Here is a 17,830-nt window from a genome sequence, read left to right as displayed (position 1 = left end):
CCCCGCGTGGGTGTACCGCGCCTGGGCGATGTCCAAGTTTTCGGTGCTACATGCCCCGCCCTGCCGCGGAGGTCGCTCCAACTTAGTGAGGAGCTACAGGGAACCCTACTCGGCCCTCCGGTCCGTGCGGTTGCCGGGACGAGGCTGAGCGAGTGCAGCCTTGTGCCCCCGGATCCGCCCTGACGGGCCAGAAATGAGGCCCGGACAGCGGAGTGGCCGGTTTCGCTCCCCGACGCGTTGTTGGTCTCTCGCGGCTCTTACGGACCAGCCACGCCGTCAGTCGGTGCCATGATGAATATAAGAACTGAACAGATGTTCATGACATTTGTTCTACAGGGCTGTAGCATCGAAGAAAGCCCAACTTCCAATTAAGGAGAAACCCTATGGCATCCCCCCTTCGTCTCGTCGTCGGCTCTGACGATGCAGGCTACAACTACAAGGAGATTCTGAAAGCTGACTTGGAAGCTGATGAGCGAGTCATCTCGGTTCATGACGTCGGCGTCGGCGCTGATGAGGGTACGGCTTATCCCAGCGTCGCTGTCACAGCCGCAGAGTTGGTGGCTTCGGGCGAGGCCGACCGCGCGCTGCTGATCTGTGGAACCGGGCTTGGCGTGGCGATTTCTGCGAATAAGGTCACAGGAATCCGCGCAGTCACCGCTCATGACTCGTACTCAGTGGAGCGGGCCATACTTTCAAACAACGCGCAGGTCCTCTGTGTGGGTCAGCGCGTCATTGGCCAGGAGTTGGCGCGAAAGTTGGTCAGGGAGTGGCTGGGGCATAGTTTTGACCCGTCGAGTGCCTCGGCTGAGAAGGTGCAGGCGATCTCCTCCTACGAGCAGACCGGCAGCTGCGATTGAGGTGCGCTGAGGAATTCCTTACAGCGCGCGTGTGATCGCGCGAGCGGTTTCCTCGTCGGTGACCAGCACATTGAACCATCCAGAGCGCGCGGCTGTCAGGACGCTGATGGCCTTCTCGGTGCCTACAGCGACGGCGATTCGAGTGGGAACGGATTGCAGGGAGGACCCGGGAATGCGCACCATGCGCTCATTGCCGGGAAAGTTGATCTCGTGTCCGGCACCGTCGAAGAACGCCAAGCACACGTCTCCAGCCGCCTTCATCACATTGGGGTGGCCTCGCGGCACGGACCGGGCAATAGACTTTCGGGTCCGCGGGGGAGCACCGACGCCCACGAGCGCCACTTGTGCTCTGTTCCAGTCGTCGACGATCCTTCGGTATCCAGGATCATCCTGCAGGGCGTCTAGCAGTGCCTCGGATGGCATTGAGGGCGCGAATAGATAGTGCGGGTACCCGCCGGAAGAAGCAGTGAAGGCTCGTACGACCTCGTTAGTCTGGTGCCATGGGTCCGGCTCAGCTTGGCCCCCGACCGTTGGTGCGATCACTACGCCTGAAAAGTCTCCTAATCGATGCTGAGCCAGGGCGTAGGTGGTCTCGCCTGAGGCGATGAGCATCGTATCTCCAGCGCGGAGATTGGCGTTTTCCAAGGCCTGCTTTGTAGGAGGAGCGAGCCCGGGGCCGAGTCGTCCCGACTGGTCACCGGGCGCCAGATAGACGGCTTCTAGCCCAAGTTCGTTAACCAACTGCTGACGCAGGCGGCCCATATCCGAAGGCGCTGGGCGGCGGACGCGAATGTCTACGATCCCCAATGATCGCGCGTCAGAAAGCATGCGGCTAATGGATGGGCGGGAGACCTGAAGCTGTTTGGCGATCTCAGCCTGGGTGGCGCCCTGCTCGTAATAGAGCTGTGCAGCCTGGTAGAGACGCTCGAGTTCGGAATCGCGCGGATCTGCAGTCTCGTCCGCGCGTCCAGTGGTCTGGTCCGTCACAAGTGGGCCTCCGTTGGCTGTCATCGTTCAGTGGGCAACATTACTGGTCACACTCACGCATGGACACAAGTGGTTCCTCAACACGTCTGTGAGACGGTGGCGAGTATCACACATTCTGCCTTATGGTGGACTAGAACATTCGTCATTGCACAAATGTGCCGCGCGTCTTCTATCCACGAAGACTCCTGGCACCCCGGTACCCGAGGAACCAAGATGACCTATCTGACCAACACTGCGGCCGACTTTCCGTCCGAAGCCCTGTGCGGCTTCGTTGCCGCACATCCTGAGTACGTGACTGCTGTTCACGGCGGAGTCGTGCGCACCACGGAGACCCCTATAGGACAGCCCGCTCTGGTGATCGGTGGTGGCTCCGGGCACTACCCGGCGTTCGCAGGGTGGGTGGGACCAGGTATGGGCCACGGGGCGCCCTGCGGAAACATCTTTTCCTCACCCTCTGCCTCTCAGGTCTACTCGGTGGCCCGCAACGCAGACAACGGCGGCGGTGTCATCATGGGTTTCGGCAAGTATGCGGGAGACGTTCTCCACTTCGGTGCGGCCGCCGAAAAGCTTCGGGCTGAAGGCGTGGACGTTCGGGTTGTGACTGTCACCGATGACATCGCCTCGGACTCCCCGGGCAATCACCGCAACCGGCGGGGCATCGCCGGAGACCTCCCGGTATTCAAGATCGCCGGTGCTGCCATCGAGGGTGGGGCAGATCTTGACGAAGCTGAACGCCTTGCTTGGAAGGCAAACGACGCCACCCGGTCCTACGGGGTCGCATTCGACGGATGCACATTGCCCGGCGCAGAGGAGCCGCTGTTCCATGTGGAAAACGGCCAGATGGCGGTGGGACTAGGCATTCACGGAGAGCCGGGAGTCAAGGATCTTCCTTTGGGCTCTGCGTCGGAGGTCGCTGATCTCTTGTTCGATGGAATCATGGCTGAGGCGCCTGCGGGTCACACCGGACGAGTTGCCGTACTGCTCAACGGACTGGGGACAGTGAAGTATGAAGAGCTCTTTGTTGTCTACGCGCGATTGAACGAGCGTCTCCAGGAGCGCGGCCTCACCGCAGTTCAGCCCGAGGTTGGGGAATTCGTCACGAGTCTGGACATGGCGGGCCTCTCGCTGACCCTGGTCTTCCTCGATGAGGAGTTGGAAAAGCATTGGATCGCACCTGTGGACACCCCCGCCTTCAGACGAGGAGCGCCGCGGGATCTTGTGACGCTCGCGGAGCGACCTGCCCGGACCGGCTTCTTCAGGCCGGGTCAAGAGCCTGTGGCCCCATCAACCGAGGAGTCTCGTCGCTTCGCACGGAACCTTCAGCAGGTGCTGGAGCTTTTCGAAACCACATGTCGAACCCGGGAAGCGGAACTGGGACGACTCGACGCTGTCGCAGGCGACGGCGACCATGGCCAGGGAATGGTGCTCGGTGCTGCAGGGGCTGTGGAGGCTGGGAAGAAAGCACTCACTCGTGGTGCGGGAGCGCGGGCACTTCTGGTGCACGCAGGAACGGCCTGGGCCGAATCCGCCGGAGGAACGTCGGGGGCGTTGTGGGGAGCGGCTTTGACTGCGGCTGGGCGAGCTCTTTCTGATGATGAGGGAGCCGATCAGGGCGCCGCCGTCAGGGCAATGCTCAACGCCGTAGAGGCGCTCCAGCGCCTAGGAGGAGCGCGGCCGGGAGATAAGACAATGATTGACGCCGCAGTTCCCTTCGCAGAGACGCTCTTCCAGGAGTTCAGCCGCACCAGTGACCTCGTCGCCTCTCTCTCGGCCGCTGCCGAGAGAGCTCAGGTGGCAGCTCAGCGTACAGCCGAGCTGACGGCGAGGCTCGGCCGCTCACGAGTGCTCGGAGAGAAGTCTGTGGGCACCCCGGACCCAGGGGCGACGTCGTTCGCGCTGCTGATGGGTGTCTTGGGTGACTATATTGGTCAGCATCGCCAGAGCGGCAACTTATGACTTCTCGCTGGATCGGCACCAGTTGGAAGATGAACTTCACGCTCTCAGACGCGGTAACTTACACCCACACATTGGGGAAGGCGCTCTGTGAGAGACCCGAACTGAGTGAAGGCATCCAACCTTTCCTTGTCCCGCCGGCCACAGCCTTGGCGACTGTGCACCAGATTCTCGGTGAACGGCCGCGGCGCCCCGGCAGACTGAAACTGGGTGTACAAAACGCCCACTGGGAAGACAATGGCGCCTGGACAGGTGAGATCTCGGTGCCCCAAGCCTTAGACGCTGGTGCCGACATCGTGGAGATCGGTCATTCCGAGCGGCGGGAGTTCTTCAATGAGACCATCAGGACGACTCGGCTGAAAGTGCTGGCAGCGATCCGCCACGGCGCCTATCCACTCCTCTGCGTGGGTGAGCCGCAGGAGGTTCGGGATCGCGGCCAAGCCGCTGATTACATCCTCCGGCAGGCAAATGGCGCTCTCGATGGGTTGACGGAGGCACAGCTGAGCGCAGTGCTAATAGCGTACGAGCCGATGTGGGCCATTGGTGCGACCGGACGCCCGGCAACGGTTGCGCAGCTCAGCGAACCATTTCACGCGCTGCACGAGCGCTTCGGAGGCCGTGTGGAGTGTCTGCTCTATGGCGGATCTGTCAACCGCCAGAATGCAGAATCTCTACTGGCCACGGACCACATCGGTGGTTTGTTCATCGGCCGGTCTGCATGGACAGCTGCCGGCTACACAGAGATACTCGAGCTCGCTTCCGCAGCTTGAAAGAGCGACTCGCTGGGCCCTGCACGAGCATGAACAAATGTGCTTGACAAATGTGCAGCACGCTGGTTCACTGAGACGCACAGCGTGTGACAAGCGTCACGAAGTGTTGAATGAACGAGAATCTGCACCCGAGGCTGGGGTTCCCGGCCACCTTCATCCGAGGAGCAAAGCCATGACCACCACCTTCACTGAGGCTGATCCGTTGGCTGTCCCGCACGTGCCAAGCACCATGCGCGCAGTTGTTGTTCACGGGCCGCAGGACTATCGTCTGGAACAGCGCCCCGTTCCCACTCCTGGACCCGGCGAACTGCTGCTGCGCACCGACGCAGTCGGAGTGTGCGCCTCGGATCTGAAGTGCTATCACGGGGCAGAGAAATTCTGGGGCGGGGAGCACAAGTCGGCTTGGGCCGAACGGAACCGCATCCCCGGTCATGAGTTTGTCGGAACTATCGTCGCGGCAGGTGCAGGCGCACTTGACTCTCGCGGGGCTGTAATAGGTGACCGCCTGGCGTGTGAACAGATTGTGCCCTGCAACGACTGCCTCTACTGCGACCGCGGCGGTTATTGGATGTGCGAGCCCCACGACATGTTTGGGTTCAAAGGGTTCGACGGCGCTATGGCCGAGTATGTCCTTGTCCCGGAGCGCGCGCTGACCCACCCTGTCGATGCCGGGCTTCCTGGCCAGTTCGCTGCATTCTCGGAGCCCCTCTCTTGTGCGCTGCACGCGGTGGAGCGCGCAAGCATCCAATTTGAGGACACCGTGGTGATCGCCGGTGCGGGCCCCATAGGACTCTCAGCCATCGCTGGTGCACGCCAGAAAAACCCGTTGCGCGTCATTGCGCTGGACATTGTGGAGGAGAAACTCGAACTCGCCAAAGCTTGCGGGGCGGACATCACGATCAACATCGCCCAGGTCGACGCCGCGGCTAAAGTCAAAGAGCTCACCGGCGGCTACGGGGCGGACGTCTACATCGAAGCAACTGGTCACCCCTCAGCTGTGCAGCAGGGACTTAATTTGTTGCGAAAGTTTGGACGCTTCATAGAGTACTCGGTCTTCAAGGACAAGGTTTCAGTCGACTGGTCGATCATCTCGGATGACAAGGAACTCGATGTTCTCGGAGCGCACCTAGGGCCGCACTGCTGGCCAGCCGCGATCAAGCTCATCGAAGACGGCAAGCTGCCGATGGAGCGGATCTGCACGCACCAGTTCCCCCTGGAGCGATTCCAAGACGCCCTCGACCTGGTCGGAGACTCGTCGGGCGGTTCCGTTAAAGTTTCCATCCTGCCCAACGGTCCTGTGCCCGCGGGGACAGCGAACAACCTCGTCGGGCGGGATGCCGCGTGAGCCCGCGCACTCAGCACAAGAAACTCATCCCCCGACTCATCGGTGCCGGGGCCCTGCTGCTGCTCGTCATCGCCATGCTGCTCAACACTAAGTTTCTCACCCCCGAGGAAGTTGAAGCGCTGACTCCGGATCAATTCGACCCGCAGGAGACTGCCGAGGAGCTCTACGCCTCAGTGCAGTCTGAGTTGACGGAGAGCCCGGCGTCACTGGGCGAAGTCACCTCTGCTCTGGATGAGGATCCCGAGGCTGCAGCTGAAGAGTTCGACGCCTACGCCGTCAGCGAAGGGACCGTCGCATTCGCGGTGACTGCGGAGGGCACCGTGGCTGACGCTACAGCTGACAACCTTATCCTCGCTGTGGACGGCGTCACAGAAGGTCGTCAGATCGTGGTCCCACTGGGTACCGCGCTGGATGGCAATATGATTCGCGACATTTCGGGATTTCGCTTCGGTGATGCCCCAGGGCAGACGGACTATCAGCGAGTCGGCACGGAAATAAGTGCCTTGCTTCGCGCCGACGTGCAAGAGGCAGTGGAGGAAGACGCGGAGTCGTTGATCGGTGAGGACGTCCTTATTCACGGCGTGATGCGATATGTGGCGACCGATGCAGAGGGCGACGATGAACGCCCCGTGATAATTCAGCCGCTGAACCTGGAAGTGGGGTCGTGATGCCCGCTGGCCAACCAAATGGGCTCGAGAATACGCCTGGCAGTGGCGGATCAGGCGAGGTTGTACTGCGCGCAGTCAACGTCTCCAAGACGTACGGTGTGACGCGGGCACTCAAGGGTGTCAACTTCGAGGTTCGCCGGGGCGAAGTCACGGTCCTGTTCGGTGAAAACGGAGCGGGCAAGTCCACGTTGATGAAGATTCTTTCAGGAGTAGAGCAGCCTACTGCAGGGCATCTCGAGCTTGATGGCGAGGTGATCGAACTGATGTCCACGACCGATGCAGTAGCGCGTGGGATTTCCATCATCCATCAAGAACTGAATCTAAACCCCAATCTCAAGGTCCGCGACAACATCTTTTTGGGGCGTGAGATTATGTCGATCCGCGGCATTGACTTTGCCGAACAGTCCCGGATCACACGCCAGATGATGCAACGGCTCGAGGAGCCTATCTCGCCTGATACATATGTACAGGACCTCCGCGTAGGTCAGCAACAGATTGTGGAGATTGCGCGAGCGCTGTCAACGGATGCGCGGATCTTGATCATGGACGAGCCGACCTCCGCATTGAGCACAACTGAAGTTCATGTGTTGTTCAAGATTATTCGCGAACTCAAACGTCAAAATGTGGCGATCGTCTACATCTCTCACCACTTGGAGGAGGCTATCGAAATCGCCGACCGGGCGGTGGTCTTTAGGGATGGCGAGCTAGTTGCCAAAGAAGATGCTGGGGACATCAACCTCCCGTGGGTGGTCCGTACCATGGTCGGCCGTGAAGCTGACTATGATTTCCGAGAAGAGCCGCGCCACTACGGGGACGTGGTTCTATCGATTCAGGATGTCTCCGTGTACGACCCGGTCAGTGAGAAGTTCCCCGTGGAACACGTGTCGTTGGACGTACGCGAAGGGGAGATTGTGTGCCTCTATGGTCTCATGGGCGCAGGCCGCACCGAGCTGATGGAGACTCTCGCCGGTCGAGACAAGGTCGCCGGCGGGCGAATCATGCTTGATGGCACAGATATCGCTGGAACCAATGTTTCCGAGCGAATCGAACGCGGTATGGGCCTGGTCCCGGAGGACCGTCAACGCGATGGCCTTATCAAGCTCCAGTCGGTAGGAAAGAACCTCTCATTGGCTGGACTCAGCTGGTGGGTTCGCAATGGTCTGCTGCAGCGCGTCGCCGAGACGCTACGTGTCCGAGAACAGATCACTGATATTGGTATTAAGACTGCTGGCCCAGACGCGCCAATCACGTCATTGTCTGGTGGCAATGCGCAGAAGGTAGTCATTGGGAAGATACTGCTGACTGATCCAAGAGTGCTGCTGTTGGACGAGCCCACGCGCGGCGTCGACGTCGGGGCCAAGGGAGAGATTTTTTCCCTGATCTTCAAACAGGCGAGACAAGGTCTTGCGGTTCTCTTCGTGACCTCTGATGTGGGGGAGGCGCTGACTGCCTCTCACCGCATCGTAGTCATGAGCCGCGGCCACCTGGTCACCGAATTTGACCCGCGCCGCGCGACTCGAGAGGAAGTCATGGCCGCGGCGGAGGACAGCGCCCCCCCACTGTTGAGCACCGACGCCCCTCGCGCACAAGTAACGAATGGAGCAGACGCATGACCACTACGGCGGAGACGGACGTTGCGGCGACCCCCAAACGCTTCAACATAAACTTCGGGGCCCTGATTATGGAGGGTCGCGCACTTGTAGCCCTGCTCGTCATCATCGCCATCTTCGCTCTGATGAATGACAACTACCTGTCTTCTGGCAATCTTGCGACGATCGCCAAGGACGTGGCGTTCAACGCGATCATCGCATTGGGCATGCTGCTGGTGATCCTGAAGGGGGGAATCGACCTTTCAGTGGGTTCCACAGTGGGTCTCACAGGTGCGGTGGCCGGAAATCTCTTTCAAGGTGTCTCGCTCCCGCTGACTGACGCTGTGATGTACCCCTCCCTGTGGGTCATTGTGGTCTTGGCTGTGGGTGTGGGCATGCTGGTTGGCTGGGTCAACGGCATCCTGATCTCCCGGCTGAACCTTGCTCCGTTTATTGTGACGCTGGGAATGTTGTATGTAGGCCGTGGCCTAACGCAAGTGCTCCTGGGTGGCACTAACATCACAAACGAGCTGCGCGGACAGGAAGGCCTCAATAACGAAGGTCTGTTCACGATCTTCGCTAGCTCCCCACTTGGTGTCCCGATCTCGGCCTGGGTGATGGTCGCCCTTGCTGTGGTGTTCTCCATTCTGCTGACTCGCACCCCCTTTGGGCGGTGGCTTTACGCCACCGGAAGCAACGAACGGGCCGCTGAACTTTCTGGTGTGCCGGTCAAACGCGTCAAGACTCGCGTGTATATCTTCACCGGTATGTGCGCAGGCATGGTCGGCATCCTCCAGATTGCGAATATTCGGTCTGCCACGGCTGACCTCGGTAGCCTCTATGAGCTGAACGCCATCGCTGCGGTAGTGATTGGTGGCGCTGCGCTCTCGGGTGGGCGCGGGACAGTGCGCGGAACCATCATCGGTGCCTTCGTAATCGGCTTTCTCACCAACGGCCTAGTGATCGTAGGTGTCTCCCCATTCTGGCAGACAGTCATCACAGGGGCGGTCATCATCCTCGCGGTGGCAATGGACCAGATCCAACAGATTATTCAGAGGCGCAGGGCGGACGCCCGAGCGGTGGCTCAAGTAAGAAGAGAATCACAGCAGCAAGAGGACGAGGAAGCAGCTGAGGAGCCCTTGAAGTCGGAGGGCCAGAAAGTTCACTAGGTGTGTCGGGAAACCCGGTACGTCAAATTCCAGAAAGGAATCGCATCATGAAGAGAAACATCATGTCCACTATTGCGGCCTCCGCGGCGGCAGGTCTGCTTCTTTCGGCATGCGGAGGGGACGGTAACGGCACCGGCACCGCCAATGACCCCGAGGAGGACGGTTCGGGCGGCCAGATTGCCATTATCACCGTTGACCCTTCGAACCCGTACTGGGCGGCGGAAGTGTCGATAGCCGAGGAGCTGGCTGAGGAAATGGGCTACACAACTACCACCAGTGCCCACGGCAACGACCCGGACGAGCAGACCAGCCTGGTGGAAACCGCTATCAATAATCAGGTGGACGGCATCCTGTTGGATCCGGCTGGCGCTGATGAATCGGTGGCCATAGTCGAACAAGCGGTTGACGCTGGAATCCCGGTGGCCCTCGTCAACGCCGAGATCTCTGAGACTGGTTTGGCGGAGGTCCAGGTTGTCTCCAATAACGCCCAGGGCGCCACCCTTGGAGCAGAGGCATGGGCCGAAGCGATGGAATACGAGGGCACGTACGTAGAGCTCTTCGGAAACCCCAGTGACAACAATGCCCAAGTTCGCTCAGACGGCTACGCAAGCGTCTTGGACCAGTATCCCGATTTGGAGAAGGTTGGCGAAGAAATCGCCAACTGGGACCGCCAGCAGGGGCAGACCTCTATGGAGCAGCTGCTGTCCCGCTACCCCGATGTCGACGGAGTCATTGCCGGCAATGATGAAATGGCCCTGGGAGCTATCAATGCCCTAGAGGAAGCGGGACGAATCGATGAGGTGGCCGTTCTGGGATTTGACGGAAACAATGATGCGGCTGACGCGGTCCGAGACGGCACCATGGTCGCGACCGTGCTGCAGCCCATCGCTGACGGCACGCAACGTGCCATGGAAGTTTTGGATGAGGTAATCCAAACCGGAGAGAACCCTGTCGACGAGGAGAAGATTGCTTTGGACTGCTACCTCATCACTGAGGACAACGTCGACCAATTGGATAACTTCATCCTGAGCGACTGATAGAGATCACGATAATCTCCTACCTGACTCGAATGCTCGACTACGGGAATTCCGAGGGATGTCGCTAGCCACCAGTTTCCTCCGGGGCTTTACATCGCGGGGCGGTGCGTGGGCGTGGTCCGCCACGGACACCCTCCAAGGTCTCCTATTAGCCAAGCGCACGCCAGGGTTGGAGTGACCGATCCGGTCAGTGAAGACCTGCTCGTTGGCTGAACCAGCGAGCAGGTCTTCACTGGTTCATCCGCAGCCACGGCGAGAAGCTAAACAGCTGAGGGACCGGCACCCCGAAACACCCTGAGCCCACGCCGGCTCTCATTGGCCGAATCTGCCGCTTCAGCGCAGCTTTGAGCGTCTAATTAGCGGCATATGCCACGGACACCCTCCAAGGTCTCCTATTAGCCAAGCGCACGCCAGGGTTGGAGTGACCGATCCGGTCAGTGAAGACCTGCTCGTTGGCTGAACCAGCGAGCAGGTCTTCACTGGTTCATCCGCAGCCACGGCGAGAAGCTAAACAGCTGAGGGACCGGCACCCCGAAACACCCTGAGCCCACGCCGGCTCTCATTGGCCGAATCTGCCGCTTCAGCGCAGCTTTGAGCGTCTAATTAGCGGCATATTCGGCCAGTGGGCCGTGGCCAGGGAATCAGTGGCGAGTGGGCCGTGGCCAGGAGGTAAGTGGACGGTTGCCCGTGGGTCGGGGGAGACGCCTCGAGGGGATCGATGGGCGAGCTTCAGGCTTCGGCGCTTTAAAGGTTGAAGGCCTCGAGTGAGTAGCTAGGGAATCAGTGGCGAGTGGGCCGTGGCCAGGAGGTAAGTGGACGGTTGCCCGTGGGTCGGGGGAGACGCCTCGAGGGGATCGATGGGCGAGCTTCAGGCTTCGGCGCTTTAAAGGTTGAAGGCCTCGAGTGAGTAGCCGACTCGGTGCCACACTCCGGGTTCGAGCTCTATGAGGTTCTTCCCGGAGTTGAAGGCGTTGGGTGGGCATGTCATCGGTTCCACGGCGACACCTGCCCGGTTGAGGCTCTCCCCGGTGTAGACCTGGGCCCAGGGAGTGTCGGAGATCATGCGGACCACGAACCCGCTGGGGCCGTGGATCAGCTCCGCGATCCAGCCCTGGTCCGGCAGGTCGGTGTAGGCGTGATCGATCGTCAGGCCAGCCAGCAGTGGGCCATTTGTCAGGTCCAGGTCCCCGGAGACGTGCTTGGAGCCGACCACTTTGCCGTTGGGCTTGGTTTTGGCTACGGTGCGGGCCGGCAGGCGCAGTCTGCAGGACTTCAGCGGAGCATCAGCCGCAGTGAGGTACGGGTGGAATCCAGCACCGTAGGGGGCGGTGGCAGGGGCGTTGGTGGCCTCGTCGTCGCCTGGGTTCTCCGGAACGTAGCGGGTGCTCAGCGTCGCGGTCAGGCCGAGGTGGCCAGCCACGCGGTAGACCAGCACCACTTCCAGGCGGAAGGGGTAACCGGCTGAGGGCTCAATGGTCCCGGCCAGGTGCACTTCTGATTCGCGCTGCAGCTGCACCTCCAGCTCCACATCCGTCAGCAGCCCGTGCAGCGCGGCGCCGGTGGACTCATCGTTGGCCTCGAGCTCGTAGGAGGTCCCCGCGTGGGTGTACCGCGCCTGGGCGATCCGGTTGGGCCAGGGGGCCAGCACCGCGCCGGCGTACGCCCCGGCCCCCTGATCTGCGGGCACGATCAGGTTCCGCGCAGTCCCACTGCCAGCATCGCGGGTGGTCAGGCTCAACAGCTGCCCGCCGCGCAGCGAAATCCCTGCGGTGTATCCGCCGGCGGTGATCGTGACGGTCGGTGTCGACGCGCTCATGCAGTTCTCCTCACGTGAATTATTGGTCCACAGTAGCCAAACTGGTGCAGTTTTGCCCACACGGCCGTCTGCGCGCCGTCGTACACTGTTGATCTTATGAACTCACCAGTGCAGATTACTAAGGATCAGCGGCAGGCCGATTTTGCCGTGCCCGCTGCCGGCGATGGAGGCAGCTTCACCTACCAGGCCGGCACTGCCATGGTTTGCCTGGATATTGACGGGACAATCGTCAACCATGACGGTCACATGAGTCAGGGGGTGAAGGAAGCCGGCCGCGCGGTGGTGAGTGAGGGTCACACTGTGGTGGTCTCCACCGGCCGCTCGCTGCCGGCCACCCTGCCGGTGATTGAGACCTTCGGCATTACGCAGGGCTATGCGGTCTGCTCCAACGGTGGTGTGACGCTGCGGATCGATACCGCGCTGGAGGACGGCTACCAGATCCTGGACCAGCAGGTCTTCGACCCAGCCCCCGCGTTGGAAGCGCTGCAGCAGAAGCTTCCCACCGCCCGCTATGCGATCGAGACCTCGGCTGGGCACTTCTTGGCCACGGAGCGGTTTGAGGACCTCACCTTTGGGCTGATCCCGGAGCCGGTGAGTCTGAAAGACATGAAGAGCGCTGAAGCGGTGCGCCTGGTGGTCAATTCCGACGACGCCACCGCCCGTCAATTTGCCCGGACCGTCAGAGACATTGGCCTTCACGGGGTCACTTATTCGGTGGGATGGTCGGCGTGGCTGGACATCGCCGCCGAGGGGGTGACCAAGGGGTCCTCCCTGGAGGAGCTGCGGGTCAAGCTGGGTGCTCCGCACAGTGCCACCGTGGCCTGCGGTGATGGCCGGAACGACATTGAGATGCTGCAGTGGGCCCACCGGGGAGTGGCGATGGGTCAGGCGGTGCGTGAGGTCAAGAAAGCCGCTGATGAGATTACCGGCACCGTGGATGAGGACGGCCTGGTCACCGTGCTGCGCAGCATTCTGCAGCGCTGAGCAGGTTCAGGACTGCGCGCAGCCGCAGCCGCACTCCTGGGCCGTCACCTCAGCCGTTGGGCCAGCTGCTCCACGGCTGGCTCGCCCATCAGGTCCGCCGGCAGCATCGGCAGCGTGTCCACCGCCACCCGGGGCAGAAGCTCCCGCAGCGTGGCCAGCTGGGCCTCTTCCTGGGTGCGTCGGGCAGCCAGGAACTCGCCCTGGTCAGTGGGGGAGAGCCGGTTGACGACGACGCCGCCGACCTCGACACCCAGCCGCTCCAGCTCGTGGAAGAGCTCGGCGGACTCCAGGACCGGGACCCGCTCTGCGTTGACGACAATGATGAAGCTGCAGGCGGCGGGATCGGTGACCAGCCCACGCAGCTTCTCGAAGGTGTTCCGGCGTTGGGTGAGCACCTGACGTATACGGCGATCCCGGTTGGCTCCGCGGGAGGAGCTGGGGTCATCGTTGTCCAGGGCCCGGATGGCCGCACCGAACTTCTCCGCCTTCGTTCTGCGGTTGAGCAGCCCCTCAGTCCAGGCGGCCATGATTTCCGGCAGCGCCAGCAGCCGGGCAGTGTGCCCGGAGGGTGCGGTGTCAAAGATGATCAGGTCGTAGTCCCGCTCGGCCAGCTCCACCACCTCAGCAATGCGCTCCAGGATGGCCGCCTCATGGGTGCCGGGGGATTGGCGTGCCAGCTGCAGGTGAGCGTCGACCTGTTTGTGCAGGTGCTCCGGCATGAAGTCACGCAGGGTCTGGCCCACCTGCTCCAGGTGACGTTCGATGGTCGCGTGCGGGTCGATTTCCAACCCGGCCAGCACACCGGAGCCGCCGTCATCGGCCAGCAGGACCGGCTCGTCCCCCACCGGACGTTCCCACAGGTGCCCCAGATTATGTGCAGGGTCCGTGGAGACGAGCAGCACACGCCGCCCGCTGCGGGCCTGCTGCAGACCCACGGCAGAGGCGATGGAGGTCTTCCCCACACCGCCTTTGCCGCCGATGAAGAGGACCTTCCGGTCAGCGGCCAGCTCTAGCAGCATTGCATGCCATCGAGCGGGGACTGGTCGAGGCCTTGGCGGATGTGCCAGTCGTGCATGCGATCCAGCATCTCCGGCAGCAGTTCCAGCGTGGCTCCGGAGGCCGGATTGGGGACCCCTAGCGCCTCGGAGAGCACCAGCATCATGAACAGATCCTCTTCATCGCGTTTGGCGCGGGCGAACACGCGCCGGTAGGGGGCTACGTAGAACTCACGCAGCCCCCGCTCGGCCCGGTCAAACCAACTCATCGCCCGAGGCTCACTGTCTCGTGGTGCAGGTGCGCTCAGACCGACCGAGGAAGCTTCTGATCCTCGGTCAGGGCGACGTCGTCCTCCGGCTCCTTGGGAGCCTTGCGGGCGGCCAGCATGGCGATGACTGCCTCCACCAGGACCCAGGTGGCGGCGATGATGATGATGATGTCGATGACCAGCAGCAGCCAGTCGCCGGCGTTGTAGAGGTTCACCAGCTGCACCATTGCTGCGTAGATCGTCATGAACAGCACGAACGCCGCTGGGAGGAGCACCGGCAGGAACGGACGTCCCTTGCGGATGAGGATGATGGTCAGAATGGTCAGCGTCAGGCCTGCCAGCAGCTGGTTGGTGGTGCCGAACAGCGGCCACAGGGCCATACCGCCAGCGCCGTCGGCGCCCTGGGAGAAGGTCAGACCGAAGGCCAGCGCCACCACGATCAGGGTCGCGAGCCAGGTCTTGATCTTCACGCCTGCAATCTCGCCGACCTCCTGCACCACGAATCGCATGAGCCTGGTGCCGGTGTCCAAAGTGGTTGCTGCGAAGAGGACCACCATGGTGGCCAGAATGGTGGCCGAGAGTCCCGAGGGGATGGCCAGGCCGGCGTTGATGATGGAGGCGCCGCCTTCCACGAAGACCGGGACTCCGCCGGAGGAGAAGGAGTTGTAGAAGTCGCTCCACTGTGCCGCGGTCTGGAAGCCTGCGGTGGTGGCGATAATCGCACCCAGCGCCAACAGACCCTCACCGACCGCCCCGAAGTACCCGACGAACCGGGCGTCGGTCTCGCGATCGAGCTGTTTCGACGAGGTGCCGGAGGACACGAGGCCGTGGAACCCGGAGATCGCACCACAGGCGATGGTGACGAACAGCAGCGGAACCAGCGGGGGAGTGTCGTCCGGGAGAGCGTCATTCACCGCAGGTGCGACCACGGTGGGCGTGGCCAGCAGCACTGCGCCGTAGATGATGCCCAGGCCGATGAACAACTGGATACCGTTGATGAAGTCGCGTGGCTGCAGCAGCACCCAGACCGGCAGCATGGAGGCGATGCCGGAGTAGATGAACAGCAGCACGATCCAGACGCCCTCCGGCGTGAGACCGAACATTCCCTCTTCAGGCAGGGAGACGGGGTAGGCGTCGCCCAGCAGGATGAGGGCGTAGAGCAGGACCACACCGACGGCGGTGACGGCAAGCAGGTTCCACTTGAACCGGTAGATGGCTTGGCCGACGAACACGGCGACCACCAGTGCGCCCCAGGTGGGGATGACCGCGCCGGGCTGAGCCACCAGCAGGCCTGAGATGACCACCGCGAATGCGGCCAGCACCATCAGCAGCAGAAGCAGGATGACCACCAGGAAAAGGTTGCGCCCGCGGGCACCGATGTAGGTGCCGGAGAGTGCGCCCATTGACGTGCCCTTGTTGCGGGTCGACGCCCAGAGCGCTCCGAAATCATGCATGCCCGCCATGAACACCGTGCCGAGGGTCACCCAGATGAAGGCCGGCAGCCAGCCCCAGATCACCGCGATGGCCGGGCCCACAATCGGGGCGGCACCGGCGACCGAGGTGAAGTGGTGCCCCCAGAGGATGTAGCGGTTGGTGGGAAGGAAGTCCACGCCGTCGGTGAACTGATGCGCGGGTGTCTTGAACTCAGCGTTGAGCTTATAGACCTTCTTGGCTAAGAAGCGCGAGTAGAGGAAGTAGCCGGCCAGCATCATTCCGACGCCAATGATGGCCAGCACCAGCGAATTGGGGGCGTCCATGGTGACTCCTCAGGGTGCGATGGGTAGCGACCTCGGTCTCAGCATGGCAGGACGTGACCCACCCCACTGTGAGGCCTCAGGATGCCAGTATATGGGCTATGCGCCTCCATGCGCACAGGCTGTGCATTGGCCAGACCCACGGAACTGCCAGCCGGCTCTCAGGTCCCCGTGATGTGTTGGAAAGACTGACTAGGGGCACGCCACCAGCTGAGGGAGAGCGATATTCATGACACCAGCAAAGCAGCAGAGTTCCCCGGTGAGCACTGTGTATGCCGGGCCTTCCGCTGACTCAGTGCAGAATCCGTTGCCCAGCGCCACCGCCGTGGAAACGGCGAAGGTGCTCGCGGAAGTAGAGCTGCCGACCATCTCCAAGGGGCCCATCATCCGCCGTCCCCGCGTGGTCGCCGCAGTGGAGAATCTGGGCTTGGAGGCTCGGGCTGTGGCCAGAGTGCAGACCTTGGCCGAGAAATACGGCAGGGGTCCGGTGATGCTGGCTATGCCCGGCCGAAAGATGGCCCTGGTGCTGCACCCCGAACACGTGCACCGGATTCTGGAGGAGTCCCCCGAACCGTTCGCCACCGCGGAGACGCTCAAACGGCATGCGCTGAAACACTTCGAGCCTCAGGTGGCACTGGTCTCCCACGGCGCCGAGCGGTCCCGGCGGCGTGAGACCAACGAAAAGGTGCTGGATCACCAACAAGCAATTCACCACATGGCGGAGCAGTTCCTGCCAGCAGTCCGTGAAGAGGCGCAGACCTTGCTGAAGCAGGTCGACGCCGCGGGCGGCACCTTGGACTACAGCAGCTATTACAAAGCGTGGTTCCGGGTGGTCAACCGGGTGGTGCTGGGGGATTCCTACCGGGACGACACCGAACTTCTGGAGCTGATGGAAACCCAGCGGGCCCGCGGCAACTGGGCCTTTCTGCGTCCGGTCGACACCGAGGCTCGGGATGACATCCACACCCGGATCAAGCAGGCGGTGGCCAAGGCTGAGCCAGGCAGCATCGCCGCCTACATGGCCCAGATGCAAGACCGCGGTGAGTCTGCGACCTCCCCTGACGAGGATGCGCAGCAGATCCCCCAGTGGCTGTTCGCATTCGACCCGGCCGGGATGTCCAGCTACCGGGGGCTGGCGCTGCTGGCGTCCCACCCCGACCAGCTCGAGGCGGTGCGGCAGCAGATCGACCAGGAAGCACAGCAGCACGCTCCGCTGCTGCCGCTGCTGCGTGCCACAGTGCTGGAGTCTCTCCGGCTCTGGGCCACTACCCCCATGATCTTGCGGGAAACCACCCGGGAGGTGGAATTCGAAAATGGAGTGATGCCTGAGGGCACCACAGTGCTGATCTTCGCCCCGTTCTTCCACCGCGATGAGAAGAACCTCGACTATGCGCACACCTTCTCCCCGGAGGTGTGGAACCACGAGCGAACTCGCGAGGAATGGCCGCTGGTGCCCTTCAGCTCAGGCCCCGCGGTGTGCCCGGGCCGGAACCTGGTGCAGCTGCTGACGTCGAACTTCATGGCAGAAATTGTGGGTCAGCGCAGCATTGATCTGCTCAGCCATGACCTTGAACCCGGCCGTCTGCCCGCACTGCTGAACAACTTCTCCCTGAAGTTCCACCTCTCGGAACGGTGAC

The 17,830-nt window shown here is 62.1% G+C and carries 15 protein-coding genes; 10 read left to right on the top strand and 5 right to left on the bottom strand.

What is annotated here, in order from left to right; genetic code table 11:
• The first annotated feature begins 383 nt into the window (after positions 1-383).
• Positions 384-857: a ribose-5-phosphate isomerase gene (locus tag FEF27_RS09035; protein ID WP_138170533.1), complete on the top strand. Its 474-nt coding sequence runs from the start codon at positions 384-386 to the stop codon at positions 855-857.
• Positions 858-875: 18 nt separating this feature from the next.
• Here the strand turns inward: FEF27_RS09035 and FEF27_RS09030 are convergent, their stop codons facing one another.
• The gene (locus tag FEF27_RS09030; protein WP_243729174.1) at positions 876-1,844 is read right to left on the bottom strand and encodes a sugar-binding transcriptional regulator; all 969 of its coding nucleotides are present in this window, start codon (positions 1,842-1,844) and stop codon (positions 876-878) included.
• 213 nt (positions 1,845-2,057) lie between these two features.
• On the opposite strand from FEF27_RS09030, the gene FEF27_RS09025 reads away from it, so the two are divergent.
• The 7 genes from FEF27_RS09025 to FEF27_RS08995 all read left to right on the top strand — a co-directional run bounded on the left by FEF27_RS09025 (position 2,058) and on the right by FEF27_RS08995 (position 10,375).
• A complete protein-coding gene (locus tag FEF27_RS09025; protein WP_138170531.1) occupies positions 2,058-3,800 on the top strand; it encodes a dihydroxyacetone kinase family protein in 1,743 nt (580 codons plus the stop codon).
• Positions 3,797-4,567 carry a triose-phosphate isomerase gene (locus FEF27_RS09020; protein WP_138170530.1) on the top strand — a complete coding sequence of 257 codons (771 nt, stop codon included), beginning with the start codon at positions 3,797-3,799 and terminating at the stop codon, positions 4,565-4,567. Before FEF27_RS09025 ends, FEF27_RS09020 begins: the two co-directional genes overlap by 4 nt.
• Positions 4,568-4,739: 172 nt before the next feature.
• Complete coding sequence (locus FEF27_RS09015; RefSeq protein ID WP_138170529.1) at positions 4,740-5,912, top strand: zinc-binding dehydrogenase; 1,173 nt, start codon at positions 4,740-4,742, stop codon at positions 5,910-5,912.
• The gene (locus tag FEF27_RS09010; protein ID WP_243729173.1) at positions 5,909-6,580 is read left to right on the top strand and encodes a DUF2291 family protein; all 672 of its coding nucleotides are present in this window, start codon (positions 5,909-5,911) and stop codon (positions 6,578-6,580) included. Before FEF27_RS09015 ends, FEF27_RS09010 begins: the two co-directional genes overlap by 4 nt.
• A gap of 98 nt (positions 6,581-6,678) precedes the next feature.
• A complete protein-coding gene (locus FEF27_RS09005; protein WP_243729172.1) occupies positions 6,679-8,193 on the top strand; it encodes a sugar ABC transporter ATP-binding protein in 1,515 nt (504 codons plus the stop codon).
• Positions 8,190-9,338, top strand: coding sequence for an ABC transporter permease (locus tag FEF27_RS09000; RefSeq protein WP_138170527.1), 1,149 nt, complete (start codon positions 8,190-8,192; stop codon positions 9,336-9,338). Before FEF27_RS09005 ends, FEF27_RS09000 begins: the two co-directional genes overlap by 4 nt.
• Before the next feature lie 47 nt (positions 9,339-9,385).
• Entirely contained in the window at positions 9,386-10,375 is a 990-nt protein-coding gene (locus FEF27_RS08995) for a D-ribose ABC transporter substrate-binding protein (protein ID WP_138170526.1), read from the top strand.
• Positions 10,376-11,258: 883 nt separating this feature from the next.
• On the opposite strand, the gene FEF27_RS08990 is transcribed toward FEF27_RS08995, so the two are convergent.
• A complete protein-coding gene (locus tag FEF27_RS08990; protein WP_138170525.1) occupies positions 11,259-12,191 on the bottom strand; it encodes an aldose epimerase family protein in 933 nt (310 codons plus the stop codon).
• Positions 12,192-12,287: 96 nt separating this feature from the next.
• Between FEF27_RS08990 and FEF27_RS08985 the strand changes: the two genes are divergently transcribed.
• The gene (locus FEF27_RS08985) at positions 12,288-13,175 is read left to right on the top strand and encodes an HAD family hydrolase (RefSeq protein WP_341805716.1); all 888 of its coding nucleotides are present in this window, start codon (positions 12,288-12,290) and stop codon (positions 13,173-13,175) included.
• A 44-nt stretch (positions 13,176-13,219) separates the two neighbouring features.
• Here FEF27_RS08985 and FEF27_RS08980 read toward each other — a convergent pair whose 3' ends face one another.
• Genes FEF27_RS08980 through FEF27_RS08970 form a run of 3 tightly spaced genes read right to left on the bottom strand, consistent with a single transcriptional unit; the run spans position 13,220 to position 16,196 of the window.
• Positions 13,220-14,194 carry an ArsA family ATPase gene (locus FEF27_RS08980; RefSeq protein ID WP_138170524.1) on the bottom strand — a complete coding sequence of 325 codons (975 nt, stop codon included), beginning with the start codon at positions 14,192-14,194 and terminating at the stop codon, positions 13,220-13,222.
• A complete protein-coding gene (locus FEF27_RS08975; protein ID WP_138170523.1) occupies positions 14,185-14,439 on the bottom strand; it encodes a cory-CC-star protein in 255 nt (84 codons plus the stop codon). Before FEF27_RS08975 ends, FEF27_RS08980 begins: the two co-directional genes overlap by 10 nt.
• Positions 14,440-14,474: 35 nt before the next feature.
• On the bottom strand, positions 14,475-16,196 hold the full coding sequence (locus FEF27_RS08970) for a carbon starvation CstA family protein (protein ID WP_138170522.1): 1,722 nt from the start codon (positions 16,194-16,196) through the stop codon (positions 14,475-14,477).
• Between the two features lie 256 nt (positions 16,197-16,452).
• On the opposite strand from FEF27_RS08970, the gene FEF27_RS08965 reads away from it, so the two are divergent.
• Positions 16,453-17,829 carry a cytochrome P450 gene (locus tag FEF27_RS08965; RefSeq protein ID WP_208009766.1) on the top strand — a complete coding sequence of 459 codons (1,377 nt, stop codon included), beginning with the start codon at positions 16,453-16,455 and terminating at the stop codon, positions 17,827-17,829.
• Position 17,830: the final 1 nt, after the last annotated feature.

This window comes from Nesterenkonia sphaerica, assembly GCF_005771565.1.
GTDB classification, from domain to species: domain Bacteria; phylum Actinomycetota; class Actinomycetes; order Actinomycetales; family Micrococcaceae; genus Nesterenkonia; species Nesterenkonia sphaerica.
This window is presented reverse-complemented; position numbering and strand designations above follow the sequence as displayed.